At 42.9% G+C, this 17,068-nt stretch carries 18 protein-coding genes and 1 other RNA gene; 7 read left to right on the forward strand and 12 right to left on the reverse strand.

Annotation, left to right across the window (positions count from 1 at the left end; translation table 11 throughout):
* Positions 1–13: 13 nt before the first annotated feature.
* Positions 14–487: a hypothetical protein gene (locus AO382_RS07500; protein WP_064619682.1), complete on the reverse strand. Its 474-nt coding sequence runs from the start codon at positions 485–487 to the stop codon at positions 14–16.
* A gap of 180 nt (positions 488–667) precedes the next feature.
* Complete coding sequence (gene ychF, locus AO382_RS07505) at positions 668–1,759, reverse strand: redox-regulated ATPase YchF (RefSeq protein ID WP_064619685.1); 1,092 nt, start codon at positions 1,757–1,759, stop codon at positions 668–670.
* A gap of 244 nt (positions 1,760–2,003) precedes the next feature.
* On the opposite strand from ychF, the gene ndk reads away from it, so the two are divergent.
* Positions 2,004–2,435: a nucleoside-diphosphate kinase gene (gene ndk / locus AO382_RS07510; protein WP_003658352.1), complete on the forward strand. Its 432-nt coding sequence runs from the start codon at positions 2,004–2,006 to the stop codon at positions 2,433–2,435.
* 188 nt (positions 2,436–2,623) lie between these two features.
* Here ndk and AO382_RS07515 read toward each other — a convergent pair whose 3' ends face one another.
* The gene (locus tag AO382_RS07515) at positions 2,624–2,977 is read right to left on the reverse strand and encodes a hypothetical protein (protein ID WP_064619688.1); all 354 of its coding nucleotides are present in this window, start codon (positions 2,975–2,977) and stop codon (positions 2,624–2,626) included.
* Between the two features lie 174 nt (positions 2,978–3,151).
* Between AO382_RS07515 and AO382_RS07520 the strand changes: the two genes are divergently transcribed.
* From AO382_RS07520 to ffs, 6 genes are all read left to right on the forward strand, one after another.
* The gene (locus AO382_RS07520) at positions 3,152–3,796 is read left to right on the forward strand and encodes an alpha/beta hydrolase (RefSeq protein WP_064619691.1); all 645 of its coding nucleotides are present in this window, start codon (positions 3,152–3,154) and stop codon (positions 3,794–3,796) included.
* A gap of 25 nt (positions 3,797–3,821) precedes the next feature.
* The gene (gene zapE, locus AO382_RS07525; protein ID WP_064619694.1) at positions 3,822–4,922 is read left to right on the forward strand and encodes a cell division protein ZapE; all 1,101 of its coding nucleotides are present in this window, start codon (positions 3,822–3,824) and stop codon (positions 4,920–4,922) included.
* Between the two features lie 41 nt (positions 4,923–4,963).
* Entirely contained in the window at positions 4,964–5,539 is a 576-nt protein-coding gene (locus AO382_RS07530) for a nitroreductase (protein WP_064619697.1), read from the forward strand.
* Between the two features lie 36 nt (positions 5,540–5,575).
* Complete coding sequence (locus AO382_RS07535; RefSeq protein WP_064619700.1) at positions 5,576–6,904, forward strand: NAD(P)H-dependent glycerol-3-phosphate dehydrogenase; 1,329 nt, start codon at positions 5,576–5,578, stop codon at positions 6,902–6,904.
* 32 nt (positions 6,905–6,936) lie between these two features.
* Entirely contained in the window at positions 6,937–7,446 is a 510-nt protein-coding gene (gene sixA / locus AO382_RS07540) for a phosphohistidine phosphatase SixA (protein WP_064619703.1), read from the forward strand.
* A 53-nt stretch (positions 7,447–7,499) separates the two neighbouring features.
* An RNA gene (gene ffs, locus AO382_RS07545) (signal recognition particle sRNA small type) lies at positions 7,500–7,596 on the forward strand.
* Between the two features lie 88 nt (positions 7,597–7,684).
* Here ffs and ybeY read toward each other — a convergent pair.
* From ybeY to nrdA, 9 genes are all read right to left on the reverse strand, one after another.
* The gene (gene ybeY, locus AO382_RS07550; protein WP_064619706.1) at positions 7,685–8,227 is read right to left on the reverse strand and encodes an rRNA maturation RNase YbeY; all 543 of its coding nucleotides are present in this window, start codon (positions 8,225–8,227) and stop codon (positions 7,685–7,687) included.
* On the reverse strand, positions 8,217–9,290 hold the full coding sequence (locus tag AO382_RS07555; protein ID WP_064619710.1) for a PhoH family protein: 1,074 nt from the start codon (positions 9,288–9,290) through the stop codon (positions 8,217–8,219). Before AO382_RS07555 ends, ybeY begins: the two co-directional genes overlap by 11 nt.
* A gap of 237 nt (positions 9,291–9,527) precedes the next feature.
* Entirely contained in the window at positions 9,528–10,871 is a 1,344-nt protein-coding gene (accC, locus tag AO382_RS07560) for an acetyl-CoA carboxylase biotin carboxylase subunit (RefSeq protein ID WP_064619714.1), read from the reverse strand.
* Between the two features lie 12 nt (positions 10,872–10,883).
* Positions 10,884–11,306 carry an acetyl-CoA carboxylase biotin carboxyl carrier protein gene (accB, locus tag AO382_RS07565; RefSeq protein ID WP_064619718.1) on the reverse strand — a complete coding sequence of 141 codons (423 nt, stop codon included), beginning with the start codon at positions 11,304–11,306 and terminating at the stop codon, positions 10,884–10,886.
* 191 nt (positions 11,307–11,497) lie between these two features.
* Entirely contained in the window at positions 11,498–12,133 is a 636-nt protein-coding gene (locus AO382_RS07570; RefSeq protein WP_064619721.1) for a TIGR00730 family Rossman fold protein, read from the reverse strand.
* A gap of 8 nt (positions 12,134–12,141) precedes the next feature.
* Positions 12,142–13,365 (reverse strand): ribonuclease D, encoded by a 1,224-nt coding sequence (locus tag AO382_RS07575; protein ID WP_064619724.1) that lies wholly within the window; start codon positions 13,363–13,365, stop codon positions 12,142–12,144.
* A gap of 8 nt (positions 13,366–13,373) precedes the next feature.
* The gene (gene recR / locus AO382_RS07580; protein ID WP_064619727.1) at positions 13,374–13,967 is read right to left on the reverse strand and encodes a recombination mediator RecR; all 594 of its coding nucleotides are present in this window, start codon (positions 13,965–13,967) and stop codon (positions 13,374–13,376) included.
* Complete coding sequence (locus AO382_RS07585) at positions 13,968–14,300, reverse strand: YbaB/EbfC family nucleoid-associated protein (RefSeq protein ID WP_064619729.1); 333 nt, start codon at positions 14,298–14,300, stop codon at positions 13,968–13,970. It abuts the gene before it with no gap.
* A gap of 157 nt (positions 14,301–14,457) precedes the next feature.
* Positions 14,458–16,734 (reverse strand): class 1a ribonucleoside-diphosphate reductase subunit alpha, encoded by a 2,277-nt coding sequence (nrdA, locus tag AO382_RS07590; RefSeq protein WP_064619732.1) that lies wholly within the window; start codon positions 16,732–16,734, stop codon positions 14,458–14,460.
* Positions 16,735–17,068 lie beyond the last annotated feature (334 nt).

The raw sequence follows: 17,068 nt of genomic DNA on the forward strand, positions 1-17,068 counted from the left end.
ATTAAGATACTAATCAGCTGGCTTTGACGCAGTCAAGCAGAACTTGATTGGTGTCACCAGTTACGACAGCCTTGTTGCCATCAATGGTGAGTATGGTTTTTTGGTTATCAGCAAATCCATGATTGCTGGTGTATTGATTTTTATTGCTGGGATCTTGATTAAAATCATACTCAATGCCATCATGATTTAGGTGAGCCTCAATTTCACCTTCATGATTATGAACGACAATATGAACTGTCTGATCGCCACATTGATACGCATCACCATCAGCGTGGACATGCATATGACCTGCATGGTCATCATGATGCTCGTGTGCGTGATCATGCTCTTCTTGCATAGTTGCATGCTCTGCTGCATCATCTGAGGTAGCAGGATTGGCAACTTGCTCGGCTGGGGGATTTGCTTGACTAGACTCATCGGCAGGTTTGCTACATGCGGTCAAAGTTAGCGCAGCCACGACAGAGGCTAAAAGTAATTTTTGGTTCATAATCATCCTTTGAGATAACATTAACATCATTAAAAATATTGACCGTGATAATATAACAAAACCAACCAACAATTTCAAATCAAGCCAAAATTTTTTATGAGATAATGATGGATTTAATACCACACATCAATAAAATCAGCCAAGCATAACTTGGCTGACAAAATTTGACATATTGATTGATTATACATTAAATCTAAAATGCATCACATCGCCATCTTGAACAATATAGATTTTGCCTTCTAAGCGAGACTTACCAGCGGCAGCGGCACCTTTTTCACCACCGTATTCAATAAAATCATCATAGCCGATAACTTCAGCACGGATAAAGCCACGCTCAAAGTCGGTATGAATCACACCAGCAGCTTCTGGAGCGGTCGCTCCGACAGGCACTGTCCAAGCACGCACCTCTTTGACCCCTGCAGTAAAGTAGGTTTGTAGGTTTAACAGTTCATAGCCTGCACGAATGACACGGTCAAGACCTGCTTCACTCATGCCCATGCCCTCCAAAAACTCTGCTTTTTCTTCTTCATCAAGCTGGGCGATTTCAGCCTCAATTTGATTACATAAGGCAACCACGATGGCGTCTTCATTGTTAGCAAATTCACGCACCGCATCTAAATGTGGATTATTGTCAAATCCATCTTCTGCCACATTGGCAATATACATGACGGGTTTTAAGGTGATAAGACCATAGCTTTTAATCAGCTTTTTTTCATCGGCATCTAAGCCCGCCAACCGTGCAGGCTTGCCATCAGCAAGTAAAGGTTCAATTTTTTGGAAGACCGCAAGGGCGGCTTGAGCGTCTTTATCACCGCCTTTGGCTTTTTTATTTAAGTTTGTAATGGCACGAGTGACCGCCTCCAAATCCGCCAAAGCAAGCTCTGTATTGATGGTTTCAATATCAGATAACGGATTGACCCGCCCATCAACATGGATAACATTGTCATCATCAAAACAGCGTACCACATGGGCGATGGCGTCAGTTTCACGGATATTGGCTAAAAATTGGTTGCCCATACCCTCGCCTTTAGAAGCACCTGCCACAAGACCTGCAATATCGACAAACTCCATACTGGTTGGAATGGTGCGTTCAGGATTGACAATAGCCGCCAGTGCTTTTAAGCGTGGGTCTGGGACAGGGACAATGCCAGTATTTGGGTCTTTGGTACAAAACGGAAAATTCTCAGCAGCGATACCTGCTTTGGTGAGTGCATTAAATAAGGTAGATTTACCAACATTTGGTAAGCCGACAATACCACAATTAAAACCCATAATAAATTCTCGTATGTTGTGTGAAATTTTGTCATTATACCAAAATTTATCAAATTAAGGTATCAAAAAAGACGAATTTGCAAGCTAAAACCGTGCAGATAACTTGTTTAGAATGATTTGATAAGTCTATAAACCAGCGGTAAAAATTTCACTAAAAACTGATTTAAAAAGATGCAAGTTGCTAGAAAAATTGTTATAATCAATCATGATTTTACTGTCACTTAACCTAGCATAAGGAAAAACTATGGCTATCGAACGCACTTTATCTATCATCAAGCCAGACGCTGTTGGCAAAAACCATATCGGTGATATCATCGCTCGTTTTGAAAAAGCAGGGCTTAAGCCAGTTGCCATGAAATATAAGCATCTATCCCAAGCTGATGCGGAAGGTTTTTATGCTGAGCATAAAGAGCGTGGCTTCTTTGGTGATTTGGTGTCTTTTATGACATCAGGTCCTGTCGTTGTGTCAGTGCTTGAAGGTGAAAACGCTGTTTTAGCCCACCGTGAAATCTTGGGTGCAACCAATCCACAAGAAGCTGCACAAGGTACTATTCGTGCAGATTTTGCTGTCAGCATTGATGAAAATGCAGCTCACGGTTCTGACTCTGTGGCATCTGCCGAACGAGAAATCGCTTACTTCTTTGGTGATGACGAAGTTTATCCACGCACTCGCTAATCGCTCAGGCGTCCAAGCACTTATGAAACAGCCGTCATATGATGGCTGTTTTTTATACAAAATTTTTGAGTATTAATATAAGTATTGATACATGCTTTAAATAACCTGCCATAGTATCTTCAATAAATTGCCATCATTTGCCCCACTAATAGAACCAAATAAGCGTTTTTATTGATTAATTATTTTAATTATTGGCAGCGAAATTTTACGGTATATTCAAAATCATCATCACGGCTCAGTTTTGGTGCTGATTGACCAAAAATAGCACCTGCAACACTCACACCTTGCTCAATCATACGACCTGTATGCTCATCAAGAATACCATTATAAGTCATCTTATCAGATACCACGATGGGCGATCGGATACCGCATTGCTTTTTGGCAGCTGCCAAGGCAGACTCTCGTGCCTTGGTTTTGGTTGCACCCAAACCTGTTGTTTCGTGAACGCCATCAGTGCGTGTGATGACAGGTGCGGTCGTAGATGTGCTGGTGCAAGCTGATAATAATCCGCCCAAGATGGCAACTGCTAGTAATTTTTTCATCATAAATTCCCAATGCCCAATGATAGATCAATTTATTTAATCAGTATAACAAGAAATCACGGCATTTCAAGTCAGGTATTTTGTGCCACTGTGGGATTTTTGTATATCATACTAAGTTTTGCACAATCGTAAATTATGTTATAATGCGATTCATTTACCAAACTGATTTTAACGATGAAACAAGAGATTTTACTGATTGATGCACCTGCAGGTGTGCTAGAGGTGGATGCCATTTGGCAGTCGGGGGAGCGGCAGGCCAAAGATGGCTTGGCGATTCTTTGCCATCCCAATCCTGCCCAAGGTGGCACGATGAATAATAAAGTGGTTAGCACCATGTATCGATTTTGTCGTGATGCTAGTATGGATGTGCTACGGTTTAACTTTCGTGGTGTGGGTCAGTCAACTGGAGTCACGGGTACCGGCGATGGCGAGCTTGAAGATGCGCTGACGGTACTGCGTTATGCTTTGGATAAAACCAAAGCCCGTAAGCTTTGGTTAGGGGGCTTTAGTTTTGGTGGATATACTGCCGCACGCTTAGCAAGTCTGATGACGGATAATGAAGAATTTGCCGATGTGAATTTGCATAATTTAGCGCTCATTGCACCTTCAGTGATGCGTGTTGGCATGGCGTCTTTACGCTGGCAAGCTGACCATACTTTTATGATTTATGGCGATCAAGATGAACTGGTCAGCCCTAAGCATTTGGCACAGTTTGCCAAACAAAGAGACATTGCCACTACCGTGCTTTCAACAGGTCATTTTTTTCATGGTAAACTGGTTGAGCTTGGGCAGATTTTACAAGAACACACCAAAATTTAAATGAAAAATATAACAAGGATTTATTATGTCAAATCAAACGCCACTAGAGCGTTATCAGGCTGCTTTGGCTACTGGCGATTTTAGTGAAGATGCCGTTCAACTGGCGGCAGTGACTTATATGGATAATTTGTATCACGAAATTATCAAAGCAGAAGATAATGCAGGCGGTGGGTGGTTTTCAAGCCTATTTAAATCCAAGCCAGTCATGCCAAAAGGTCTGTATATGTGGGGCGGAGTGGGGCGTGGTAAGACTTGGATGATGGACATGTTTTATGAAAGTCTGCCAATCAAGCGTAAGATGCGAATGCATTTTCACCACTTTATGCAGCGTGTTCAGCGCGAATTGGTGGCACTTCAAGGGCAGGCTGACCCCCTTAAAAAAGTTGCCGATATCATTCATCAAGAAGCTGTAGTTATTTGCTTTGATGAATTTTTTGTGTCAAATGTATCAGATGCAATGATTTTGGGCGATTTATTTAGCATGTTGTTTGATCGTGGCATTACATTGGTGGCAACTTCTAACATTGAACCATCAGGGCTATACAAAAATGGGATTCATCGTGATCGATTCCTACCTGCGATCGCTCAAGTTGAAAAACATACGACGGTCATGAATATTGATGCTGGTATTGATTATCGTCTCAGGCTTTTAAAGCAGGCCAAACTATACAGCTCACCTTTGACTGATGACACAAAAGATTGGCTGTCGGAGCGATTTGATACTTTGGCAGGGGGTCAGACCATCAGCACATCGCCCATTGAGATTGGCGGTCGTAATATTGATATTATTAAGCGTACAGAAACCATGCTACTGGCTGATTTTCGAGCGCTGTGTATGCAGCCGCGTTCGGCAGCGGATTTTATTGAGATTGCCAATGATTTTGATACCGTCATGGTGGATAATGTGCCTGCGCTGAACGATACTCTCATGGATCCGACGCGCCGCTTTATTTATTTGGTGGATGAATTTTATGATCGCAGGGTAAAACTCTTGATACGAGCTGAGCAGTCTATTTTGGAGCTTTATCAGGGCGAGAAATTGGCGTTCGAAATTGAGCGGACGCGTTCACGCTTATTGGAGATGCAGTCAGAAGAATACTTGGCAGAAGAGCATCGCTTGGATTAATAGGGTGATATTGATTTTTAATAAAAATTAAGGATAAAATAATGACAAATGAGATTTTGACTATCATTCACCAGCGCCGTAGTATCGGTAACTTATCCTTGCCCATGCCTAATGAAGCTGAACTAAAAGCGGTATTGGAGGCTGCGATGGTCGCACCAGATCATAAGCAGCTTAAGCCATGGCGATTTTGGGTATTGACAGGTGAGGCGCTGGCCGAATTTGGTCAAGTACTGCTATCAGCAGCGGAGCATGAAGCGGCATCACGCGGTGAGGTTTTGGATGAAGTTGCCATCAAAAAAATGCTGAATATGCCACTTAGAGCACCCATGATTATTGTTATCGCAACGCAATATCAGTATCACGAAAAAGTGCCACCATTTGAGCAGTTGTTGAGCGCAGGGGCGGCTGCCCAAAATATGCTACTCACGCTTGAGTCTTTGGGCTATCGAAGTGTCTGGCGCACAGGTCCTTTGTGTAATACGCCTAAAGTCAAAGATTATTTTGGTATGACAAAAGAAAATACCATTTGTGGCTTGATTTATACTGGTTCAAGCAGCGTTCAGATGCCAGATCGTGAGAGTGTGGATTTGTCTGACTATGTTGAATATCGCCAATAACTGATTATTTATGACCATTGAAAGGATGCATGCCGTATGAAGCTGCGCAAACCGAATGTCAAAAACCAAAAAGTACAAAAAATTGTCGATGCTGCCAGCACTGGTATTGATGATGCGGTCAGCGCTATCAAAGAATCAGGCTTGCCGAACAAACCACTGATTTCAAGCATCGCTGAGCTTGCCGGTCTAAAAAAGAAAAAATCAGCTCAGCTTGCTGAATCGATGCAAGCGGCAGAGCAGGCAGCGTCGGATATTAATCAGATGAGCTTTGCCTTTTTGGGTGGTGGCAGTTTTGGGACTGCCATGGCAAATTTGGCAGCCAAAAATGGTTGTGATGCGACATTGTGGGTACGAGATAAGCGCACTGTCAAGTCTCTGCACAAAACTCGAATCAATAAAAAATACCTGCCAAATCATAAGCTTGATGAGCGTTTGAAATTCAGCCATGATCTTCAATCAGCAGTGGCAGGCGTGGACGTGATTTTTGTTGCTGTGCCTAGTTCAGCGTTTCGCGAGATGCTGACCAATATTAAGCCATTTATAACCCACCAAGCGGTAGTTTCATTGACCAAAGGCATGGAAAAAGAGACGTTTGCGATGATGAGCGATATCATCCAAGAGGTATTGCCTGAGGTGAATTTTGGCGTCATGAGCGGACCAAACTTAGCGGTAGAAATTATGGATAATATGCCTACTGCGACAGTCATTGCTTCAGAATCAGAACCGCTTAGAAAAGCCGTTCAAACCGCTTTACATAGTGCATTTTTTCGTGTTTTTGCCAGCAGTGATATTAAGGGAGTGGAGCTTGGCGGGGCGCTAAAAAATATCTATGCCATTGCCATGGGTATGGCGGCAGCGTATGATGTGGGTGAGAATACTAAAGCCATGCTACTCACTCGTGCATTAGCCGAAATGAGTCGTTTTGGTGTGGCGGTGGGTGCTGATCCTTTGACTTTTTTAGGTCTGTCTGGCGTGGGGGATTTATATGCCACGTGTAGCTCGGTGCTCAGCCGAAACTATCGCATTGGTTATATGCTTGGTCAGGGTGTCAGTCTTAATCATGCCATCAAAAAACTGGGTCAGACTGCCGAAGGTGTCAATACCATTCTTCAGGTGCACTCTCGCGCCAAAGAGCTGGGTATTTATATGCCCATCACTCATGCTCTGCACGCGGTATTATATGAGGATAAATCTGCGCTTGGTGTGGCACTCAATTTGATGGAGACAGGTTTTAGAAGTGATGTGGAATTTGTTTTGCCACATGATGAAAGCAATGTACGCTTGAGCCATGAGTTTAGTGAGGTGCTAAAGACCAGTGCTAATGCTAAGCCCAAAGATGAAATTCAATCCAGTGATATGCCTTAGTGTTGGTATATCAACGGTATCAAGGATTAATTATGAAAGTTATTTTTGTACGACATGGAAAAGCGGCACCATATTGTGAAGATGATGCGGGGCGTGATCTCACCGACTTTGGGCGTCTGCAAGCACAGCAGACAGCTGATTATCTTACCGAGCATTACAAGCTTGATCTTATCATCGCCAGTCCCTACAATCGTGCCGATCAGACTGCCAAGATTTTATTATCACAGGCGCTTGCCTTAGGTCAAAATCCAAGCTTTCTTAGTTTAAGCAGCATTACGCCTGACGATGATCCTGTGATTGCCATCGATGATCTTGAGTATGCAGTGCGCACCAAGTTAGGCGAAGATTTGACGGGTAAATGTGTTGCGGTGGTCTGCCATATGCCGATTGTGGCATCTATCGTTGCTAAGCTTGAGAATTTAAATCCTGCATCTTTTGAGTTAGCAGAAGCGCGAGTTTTACAGATGTCAGTTTTGGCTCAAGGCTTGGCAACGACCCAAGATACATTTATTCCTGATCAGCCCAATAGCCGCTGCAAATGATCAAATTTTACTTGCAAATTAGCAAGAGATTAATTATAATACTGACTTGGCTTCATCGGTAGCTTCGCAACTATGTACTATGAACCCCGCCAGGACCGGAAGGTAGCAACGGTAGTAGATACACAGTGTGCCGGAGATGTGCTGATGAAGTCATTTTTTTGCTTATTAATTGGTAAGACCAATAAAGACAAAGCCTCGCCACATTCAGCGAGGCTTTTTTAGTAAAGTAAACACTCGGTCAGGATTCAAGATAGGGATTTTGTATCCCAAGCTTTTCTAGGATTTGGATCTCAAAGCTTTCCATCTCATCAGCATCAGCATCATTGATCTCATGATCAAAGCCCAATAAGTGGAGTACGCCATGGATGATCAAATGGGTCAGATGCGCTTCGAACGTTTTGCCTTGTGCGCGTGCTTCATCATCAATGACTTGGTGGCACAGAACCAATTCTCCAAGCTCAATCACTTCCATCATGTTTAAAATCTCTGATGGCAGGGCGCTTGGGTATGACAGTACATTGGTGGCATAATCCTTGCCGCGCGCTTCAAGATTTAAAGCTTGACCCTCAGCGGTATCAACGATGTACAGGCTTAATGATTTGGGCTTATCCCAGATCGTCTGCGCATCGGGAAAGTAGGGGAATGGGGTGCCTTGATGAAGCTTTTGAGTCATGACCGATAATGCTGTGTCCAAGACCGCTGTCCAATCTTGACTTGAATATACTGATCGAACAGCGGGCTCTAACCCATCGGAAAATCCCAAATCAATCTCATTTGGCATCAATATCACCTGCTTGGGCGGCAAGCTTTTCAGCGATACGCGCCGCTTTTCTTTCGGCAGCTGCTACCTCTTGTTCTTCGTCAAATTGATCATAAGCTTGAACGATTTTTTGAACCAAATGATGGCGCACCACATCTTTACTATCAAAGCGAGTGATATGAATTTCATCAATCTTGGATAAAATCTGCAAGGCTTGAGCTAAGCCAGATTTGTGACCGCGGGGTAAATCAACTTGCGTCATATCGCCTGTAATTACCGCTCGAGAACCAAAACCCAAACGCGTCAGGAACATTTTCATCTGCTCTGGGGTGGTGTTCTGCGCTTCATCAAGGATCACAAATGAATTATTCAGCGTCCGTCCGCGCATATAAGCAAGCGGCGCAACTTCAATGACTTGGCGTTCAAGTAATTTGCCAACCTTTTCAAAGCCTAGCATTTCATACAGTGCATCATATAAAGGGCGCAAATAAGGGTCGATTTTTTGAGTCAAATCACCCGGCAAAAATCCCAATTTCTCACCCGCCTCAACCGCTGGTCTGACCAGTAAAATTCGTTCGATCTCTCCGCGCTCAAGCATATCCACTGCACAGGCTACTGCTAGATAAGTCTTACCCGTACCCGCTGGACCAACGCCAAAAGACACATCCGAAACTAAGATTTTTTTGACGTACTCTTGCTGATTATAGCCTCTTGGCGTGATCTTGCCTTTGCGTGTGCGCAAAGAGATATCGGCATAGCTTTTGTCTTTTGAGTTGCTGCCATTTTTCTTGCCCAGAGTTTCATCATGATCACTATCACGCGATAAGCTGGATTGAACAATTAAATGAAGCTCTTCTCCACTAATATCATGCTGTTCGCCAGCAAGCTCCGCCAATTTATCAATGATGATTTCGGTGCGCTCAACAGGAGTAAGCTCACCTGTAATAATAAACTGATCTTGTCGCTGAGTGATTTGGACCTCAAGTCGTTCCTGAATGTATTTGATATGCTTGTTATATTCGCCAAGCAAAGTGCGTAATTCATGCGTGTTTAGATTGGTTTGGATGGTGCGAGTGATGCTCAAAGAATATTCCTTTTATTGTGGCAAATACCTTGGCTGACAGTGATAAATTACAATCAAATAATCAACCAATTGCCATGTGATGAAATTAAACAACGCTTACATTGGGATTGTTAGCGATAAATTCAATCTTTTGAGTAGATTTTAGCGATCGTCTTTTTGGTGTATCAAATAATTATGCTAAAATAATGAAAAGCAGTCAAATTTTGACTGCTTTGTAACATATTGAAAAATGCCTAATCACTGCGTTTTTAGCATATGACCTTCAAGATAATGAATATTTTGTGCCTCTTCACAAAATGCCTCATCTTGCAAGATGACATCTCGATGTAAAGGAATATTAGTTTTGATACCCTCAATAACCAGCTCATCTAAAGCGTGCAATGTCTTAGCAATGGCTTGTCGGCGAGTTTGGGCATGGCATATGAGCTTACCGATTAAAGAGTCATAGTAGCTTGGGATGGTATATCCCTGATAAAGATGTGAATCAAAGCGAATCCCTGAACCACTTGGGGTAAATAAACGCTGAATTTGACCAGGTGATGGCATAAAAGTTTTTGGGTCTTCAGCATTAATACGGCATTCGATGGCATGACCTCGAATCGTAATTTCATCTTGATGATAGGATAAGCCATACCCTGCGGCGATTTTTAATTGTTCGACCACGATATCGATGCCTGTAATCATCTCGGTTACGGGGTGTTCAACTTGTACACGGGTATTCATCTCAATAAAGAAAAATTCACCATTTTCGTATAAAAATTCAAAGGTGCCTGCACCACGATAACCGATTTTTTTACAGGCGTGAACACATGCTTCTAAAATTGGCGTACGAACCTCATCAGGAATATCTGGAGCGGGTGCTTCTTCAAGTACTTTTTGATGCCTGCGTTGTAATGAACAGTCTCGGTCAAATAAATGTAAAGCATTACCATCACCATCACCCAACACCTGTACCTCAACATGGCGAGGATTTTTTAAAAAACGCTCCATGTAGACGGTATCATCACCAAAGGCATTTTGAGCTTCGGTTTTGGCGGCTTGAACTTGGTTTAATAGCTCTTCAAAACGCTCAACAACACGCATACCACGTCCACCGCCACCGGCTGCAGCTTTGACAATCAATGGAAAGCCAATTTCACGGGCTTGCTCTTCAGCATTACCTAAAGTGATTGCACCGATAGAACCTGGTACAGTTGGTACGCCAGCTTCTTTCATGGCATTGATTGCAGAAACTTTATTGCCCATTAATCGAATGTGCTCTGGGTGCGGACCGACAAAAGTCAAGCCTGCTTCTTCGACCCGTTCGGCAAATTCAGCATTTTCTGACAAAAATCCATATCCAGGATGAATGGCATCAGCTGCGGTAATCTCAGCTGCAGCCAGCAGGGCATTAATATCCAAATAACTTTGAGAGGAGGGTGCATTACCGATACATACCGCTTCATCAACAAAGCGTAAGTGCATCAAGTCTTTATCAGCAGTAGAGTAAACGCCTACTGTCGCAATACCCAATTGCTTGCACGCACGAACGATGCGTAGAGCAATCTCGCCACGGTTTGCAATGAGAAGTTTTTTAATCATAGTGTCTTCCTGTTAGGCTTTGTAGCGAATGACAGGCTGACCAAATTCGACCACTTCGGCATTCTTAACCAAGATTTCTTCAATAATACCGCTTTGGGTAGCTTCTAAAGGATTCATGATTTTCATGGCTTCGATGATACCAAGCGTATCGCCAGCCTCAACTTTTTGACCCACTTTGACAAAAGGAGGGTCATTAGGGCTGGGTGCTGAATAAAAGACGCCAACCATGGGCGAAGTTTCAAGCTGACCACTTGGCTTGACGGCAACAGGCATGGTGGCTGAAGGTGTTGCCGAAACAACTTGGGTGGTAGCGACTGTCTGCACGGCGGTATTACGAGTAAGGCTGATGTATTTGTCATCATGACCATATTCCAAATTTAACAGATCTTTTTCTTCCATCAGATCTACCAGTTCACGAATTTTTTTGATGTCCATCAGCATCACCTTTAATATGAATGTTAATACAAAACCAACCACCAGCTGATATGCTAAAGCGAGCAAAGAAATACAATCAGTAAATCAGCTTGCGCGATTGCTAAAATTATCTTTATATAGTGTACATTCGTTTTATTTTATTGCAAGTGTTTTTTGTCATATTTTGTACAATTTGGCAAACTGATGCGTGCTTAAGTAAATTTGGGCGCAGTATAAGCCGATGTATCATCCATCCAACTGGGCTTGACCCATTTTTGAGATTCGCTAAACTGATAATTTGCCATTTTTGTCAGCAGTGCAGGGATGTTATCAGCCACACAAATCAAATCAATGTTTGAAATGGGCATAAATCCTGCCTCTGCCGTCTGCTCAAGTAGCTTAAGAAAAGGATTAAAAAACCCGTCAATGTTAAGAACGCCGATCGGCTTGGCGTGCTGACGCAATTGTGCCAGTGATACGACCTCAAAAAGCTCTTCATAGGTACCAATACCACCAGGAAGAGCAATAAAAGCATCTGCTAAGGATATCATCTTTAGTTTGCGACTTGCCATATCTTCTGTGATGATCAGCTCGCTTAGGCCATGATGAGCGACTTCTTTATCCCTCAAAAATCTGGGAATGACGCCGATGCTTTTGCCGCCATGTGCGATGATGCTGTCTGCAATGGTCCCCATCAAGCCGACATTGCCACCACCATACACCAAAGTGATACCATGCTCCGCCAAGGCTTCACCCAAGCTCTGGGCGGCATGATAATAAGCAGGTGTATCGCCAAAGTTTGAACCGCAATACACGACCATGTGCGCAAATTTGTCTTGGTAATTCATGTTTATGATCAGTAATTATATTCAGGTGTATTTAAAACTTCTAAAATATGTGCTTTATAAGGTCTTAACGTCGGTAAAATGCCGTTTACGATCAAATCCTTACGATAACCTAGTAATTCTGGCGGTAACTCTTCGACCAAGCCATCATAAGCAACCAAGAGCAATAAGTCATTTATCCAACGATTTTTTAATAATAAATTGGAGGGAATGTGATGGCTTTGACTGTAAGTATTAATCACATCATTTAAGTCGTTCTTAAAAGGCTTGGCTTTACTGTGATAAGTCGGCGGTGGCAACGGTGGCAGTGCGTCTTCATTGGCGCTTTTGACTTGACTGATAATACGCACGATTTCATCACCATAGCGCCTTAATACAGCTCGGTTAATGGTCGTGCGAGCCAAAAGCTTGATGCTATCAGGCATCTCTTGGACAATTTCTCTGAGTGCTTGTTTACCGATAATAAAGCTTCTAGGCTCATTGGTTGCTCGTGCCAAAGCTTCGCGCCAGATGGTCAGCTGCTGAAGCACACCCAATTGACGGCGATTATAAATCGGCGCTAATAAGTCTAAATACAATATCTCATCGGGCTGATTTTGAATGGCATGTAATTCACGAGCATAGTGGCGACTGTCTTCGATGACGCACTCTAGGATTTTACGATTGCTGAGTTCTGCCTTGACGGCTTCATACAGTTTGAGCAGGTAGCGCACGTCATTGGCAGCATAAGTTTCTTGTTCATAAGACAAAGGTCGCGCTAGCCAATTTGATTGACTTTCGCCTTTATCAATCTCAATGCCCAATATCTCATTGATGGCTTGGCTATAGCCTGCTTGCAATTTACCTGATAAATACGCCACACCAATTTGCACATCAAACACATTTGTCAGTGGCGGACATTTGGCAAGTAAATAAAAAATCCCCAAATCTTCACCACAGGCGTACCACACCATCGTCGGCACTTCAGCAAGCGCTTGCCAAAATTCAGTCAAATCAAGCTTAGGGGCATCAATCAAATAAATTGCACTGCCAGTATTGATTTGTATCAGTGCCAAAATTGGATAGTAGGTGGTTCGTTTGATAAATTCAGTATCAAGTGCGACCACATCGCTCGCATCAATCTCATCGATCAAAGCGTATAATTCATCATCAGTGCGCACCCATAGCGTGGGCAAATCATCACAAGCCGTTTGATCGATTGTAAATTTTGGGAACTCGAAAGTTGGTGTCGTCATAATTGTAATTATATATTGCCGCGATTTTGTAGCGCTTGATGAAGGGTGATGCTATCCACATATTCAAGTTCACCGCCCATAGGGATGCCCTGAGCAAGACGGGTGATCTTGGGCACATGGGCACGGATGGCATCATGAATAAAAAAAGCGGTCGTTTGACCTTCGACTGTGGCGCCAGTGGCTAAGATGACTTCATGAATCGGCTCATGTCTGACACGATGAACCAATTGATCAATGTGTAAATCACTGGCATTGATGCCATCGATGGGCGATAAATGTCCGCCTAACACAAAATATTTACCACGATAAGCGCCGCTTTGCTCAATTGCCATCACATCTGAGGCGCTCTCAACGACACATAGTAGCCCATCATCACGGCGATGATCCAAGCAAATTGGGCAAATCTCATCATCACTAAAGGAGTGACACTGCAAGCATTCTTTAATGTCGTGCATCGCAGTCTCAAGTGCAGCCGCCAAAGATAATCCTTGGGTGCGTTTTTTGGTCAAAAGTTGTAGTGCCATTCGCTGAGCTGATTTTTGTCCCACACTTGGCAAGACTTGTAGCTCTTTGATGAGTTTATCCAGTTTTGGGGTGAGCATTTAGCCAAACAAGCCTTTCATGCTAGGTGGCAGACCCATGCCAGTTGTCGCACCAGCCATCACCTCTTCATACAATTCATCTGCTTGACGCACCGCATCATTGATCGCTGCAGCTACCAAATCTTCGATCATGTCAGGCTCATCATCCATAAGATTTGGGTCAATGGATAAGCGCTTAACCACATGGCGACCTGTCATGGTAACTTTGACCAAGCCATTGCCTGCTTCGCCTTGTACTTCCTTGGTTGCAAGAGTTGCTTTGGCGGCTTCAACATTTTTCTCAACTTGTTTTTGCATGGCTTGGGCTTGTTGCATTAATGCTTGAATATTCATGGGCAATCTTCCTAGTGATATAGATAATTGACACATTATAGCATATAATTTGAGTGATAAAAATGCAAGAAAATCCAAACTCAGCAATTCATGATTAAGGGATATTATGCCATAAACATAAAATTAGCCCAACTTGTCAAACAAATTGGGCTAACTCTCAAAGCTTACACGCACCACCTGCACAACCATCGTCCAAGTCACCTTGGGCATCATCAGCACCATCACGAGTATTATGGTAATACAAGGTTTTGACGCCAAATTTATAAGCGGTTAGCAGATCTTGAATCAGCACTTTCATCGGTACTTTGCCACCTTCAAACTTGGTCGGATCATAATTGGTGTTGGCAGAGATGGACTGATCAATGAATTTTTGCATGATTCCAACCAAACGCAGATAGCCATTATTATCAGGAATATTCCAAAGCAGTTCATATTGACTTGCCAAGCGTTCAATCTCAGGCACGACTTGCTTTAAAATACCATCTTTAGACGCTTTGATGGATACCAAACCACGCGGCGGTTCAATGCCGTTGGTTGCGTTGGCAATCTGAGAGCTGGTCTCTGATGGCATCAAGGCGGATAGGGTAGAGTTACGCAAACCGTAGGCTTTGATATTTGTGCGTAGACTCTCCCAATCAAAATGCAAAGGTTCGGTACAAATGCTGTCCAAATCCTTTTTGTAGGTATCAATGGGCAAAATGCCTTGGCTGTAGGTGGTTTGATCAAACCAAGGGCAAGCACCTTGTTCTTTGGCGAGTTTGTTTGATGCTTTGAGCAAATAATATTGCAGTGCCTCAAAGGTACGATGGGTTAAACCAAGTGCCGCTGCATCGGAGTAACGGGTGCCATTTTTTGCCAAATAATACGCATAATTAATTACGCCAACGCCCAAAGTGCGACGATTCATACTGCCTTTTTTGGCGGCGATGACAGGGTAGTCTTGATAATCAAGCAACGCATCAAGCGCACGAACGATCAGCTCAGCAGGCTCTTCGATATCAGATAATTCTTCGATCTTACCTAAATTAATCGCTGATAAAGTACACAGGGCGATCTCGCCTTTTTCATCATTAATGTTATCCAAAGGCGCTGTCGGTAGGGCAATCTCCATGCACAAATTAGATTGGCGAATCGGCGCGACCGTCGGATCAAAGGGGCTATGTGTGTTGCAGTGGTCAACATTTTGAATATAAATACGGCCTGTGCTTGCTCTTTCTTGCAGCATTAGGCTGAATAAATCACGGGCAGGCACTTTACGCTTGCGGATGCTCTCATCGGCTTCATATTGGGTATATAATCGCTCGAAAGTTTCTTGATCGGCAAAGAATGCTTCATAAAGCCCTGGTACATCTGAGGGTGAAAATAAAGTAATATCAGTGCCTTTAATTAATCTGGCGTACATGGTTTTATTAATCTGTACGCCATAATCCATATGACGCACTCGGTTATCTTCAACACCACGATTATTTTTTAGCACCAATAAGCTTTCAACTTCCAAATGCCAAATTGGGTAAAATAAAGTCGCTGCACCGCCACGAACACCGCCTTGAGAACATGATTTAACGGCAGCTTGGAACATTTTGAAAAATGGAATGCAGCCTGTGTGCTGAGCTTCGCCGCCACGAATTGGGCTGCCAAGCGCACGGATAGCACCAGCATTGACACCAATACCAGCACGCTGTGAGACATAACGCACAATGGCAGACGTGGTGGCATTGATGCTATCAAGATTATCACCGCATTCAATCAAAACGCATGAACTAAACTGACGCGTCGGCGTACGCACGCCAGACATGATCGGTGTGGGTAGCGAGATATAAAAATTTGAGGTAGCATCATAAAAACGCTTGATATAGTCAAGACGCTCAGCCTGATCGTAGCCTGCAAATAAACACATGCCAACCAACATATATAAAAATTGAGGGCTTTCATAAACGCGCTTGGTGACACGATCTTGTACCAAATATTTACCCATCATTTGCTCAACGGCAGCATAGGCTAGGTTCATGTCACGGCTATGATCAATATAATCATTTAGCTCATTAAACTCATCAATGCTGTAATCTGCCAAAATGTGCTGATCATATTTGCCTTGTTCGGTGAGATGCTTAACATGAGCATAAAGATGTGGTGGCTCAAACTCTCCATAAGCAATCTTACGCAGGTGAAAAATTGCCAAACGAGCTGCCAAATACTGATAATCTGGCGTTTCTACCGAAATCAGGTCAGCGGCGGCTTTGATGATGGTTTCGTGAATGTCACGGGTGCGAATTCCCTCATAAAATTGAATATGAGATTTTAGCTCAACTTGAGAAACAGACACATTATTTAAGTCTTCAGCAGCCCAAGCAATGACTCGGTGAATTTTATCAAGATTAATGGGTTCAAGGCGACCATCTCTCTTGGTAACTTTAATTTGATCAATATGTGTCATTATTGCTCCAAAGTTTTTTATGCAGTTTTGCCAAGTGGATTTTTGGCATATACACGCAATGTAGTAAGAAAATGAGTCAGTATAGTCCAATAAGGCTTATCAGCTGTTTTGGCAGGTTATACACTATATCTAGTGTATGGATGGTTGTGAGGCAACAATATAGCCTATTTTTTGTTAAAATAAAAGATTGATTATTTAAAAAATTTGTGATTCAAAATGGCTGTTCTTGTATAATACTAGGCAAATCAAAGCGTTGCTTCATAAAAGCTCTGTCAACTTTTTTTGTAACCGAATCATGAATAATTTTTATGATAAATTTTATAAAAATAACAAT

Source organism: Moraxella catarrhalis, from assembly GCF_001656295.1.
GTDB classification, from domain to species: Bacteria; Pseudomonadota; Gammaproteobacteria; order Pseudomonadales; family Moraxellaceae; genus Moraxella; species Moraxella veridica.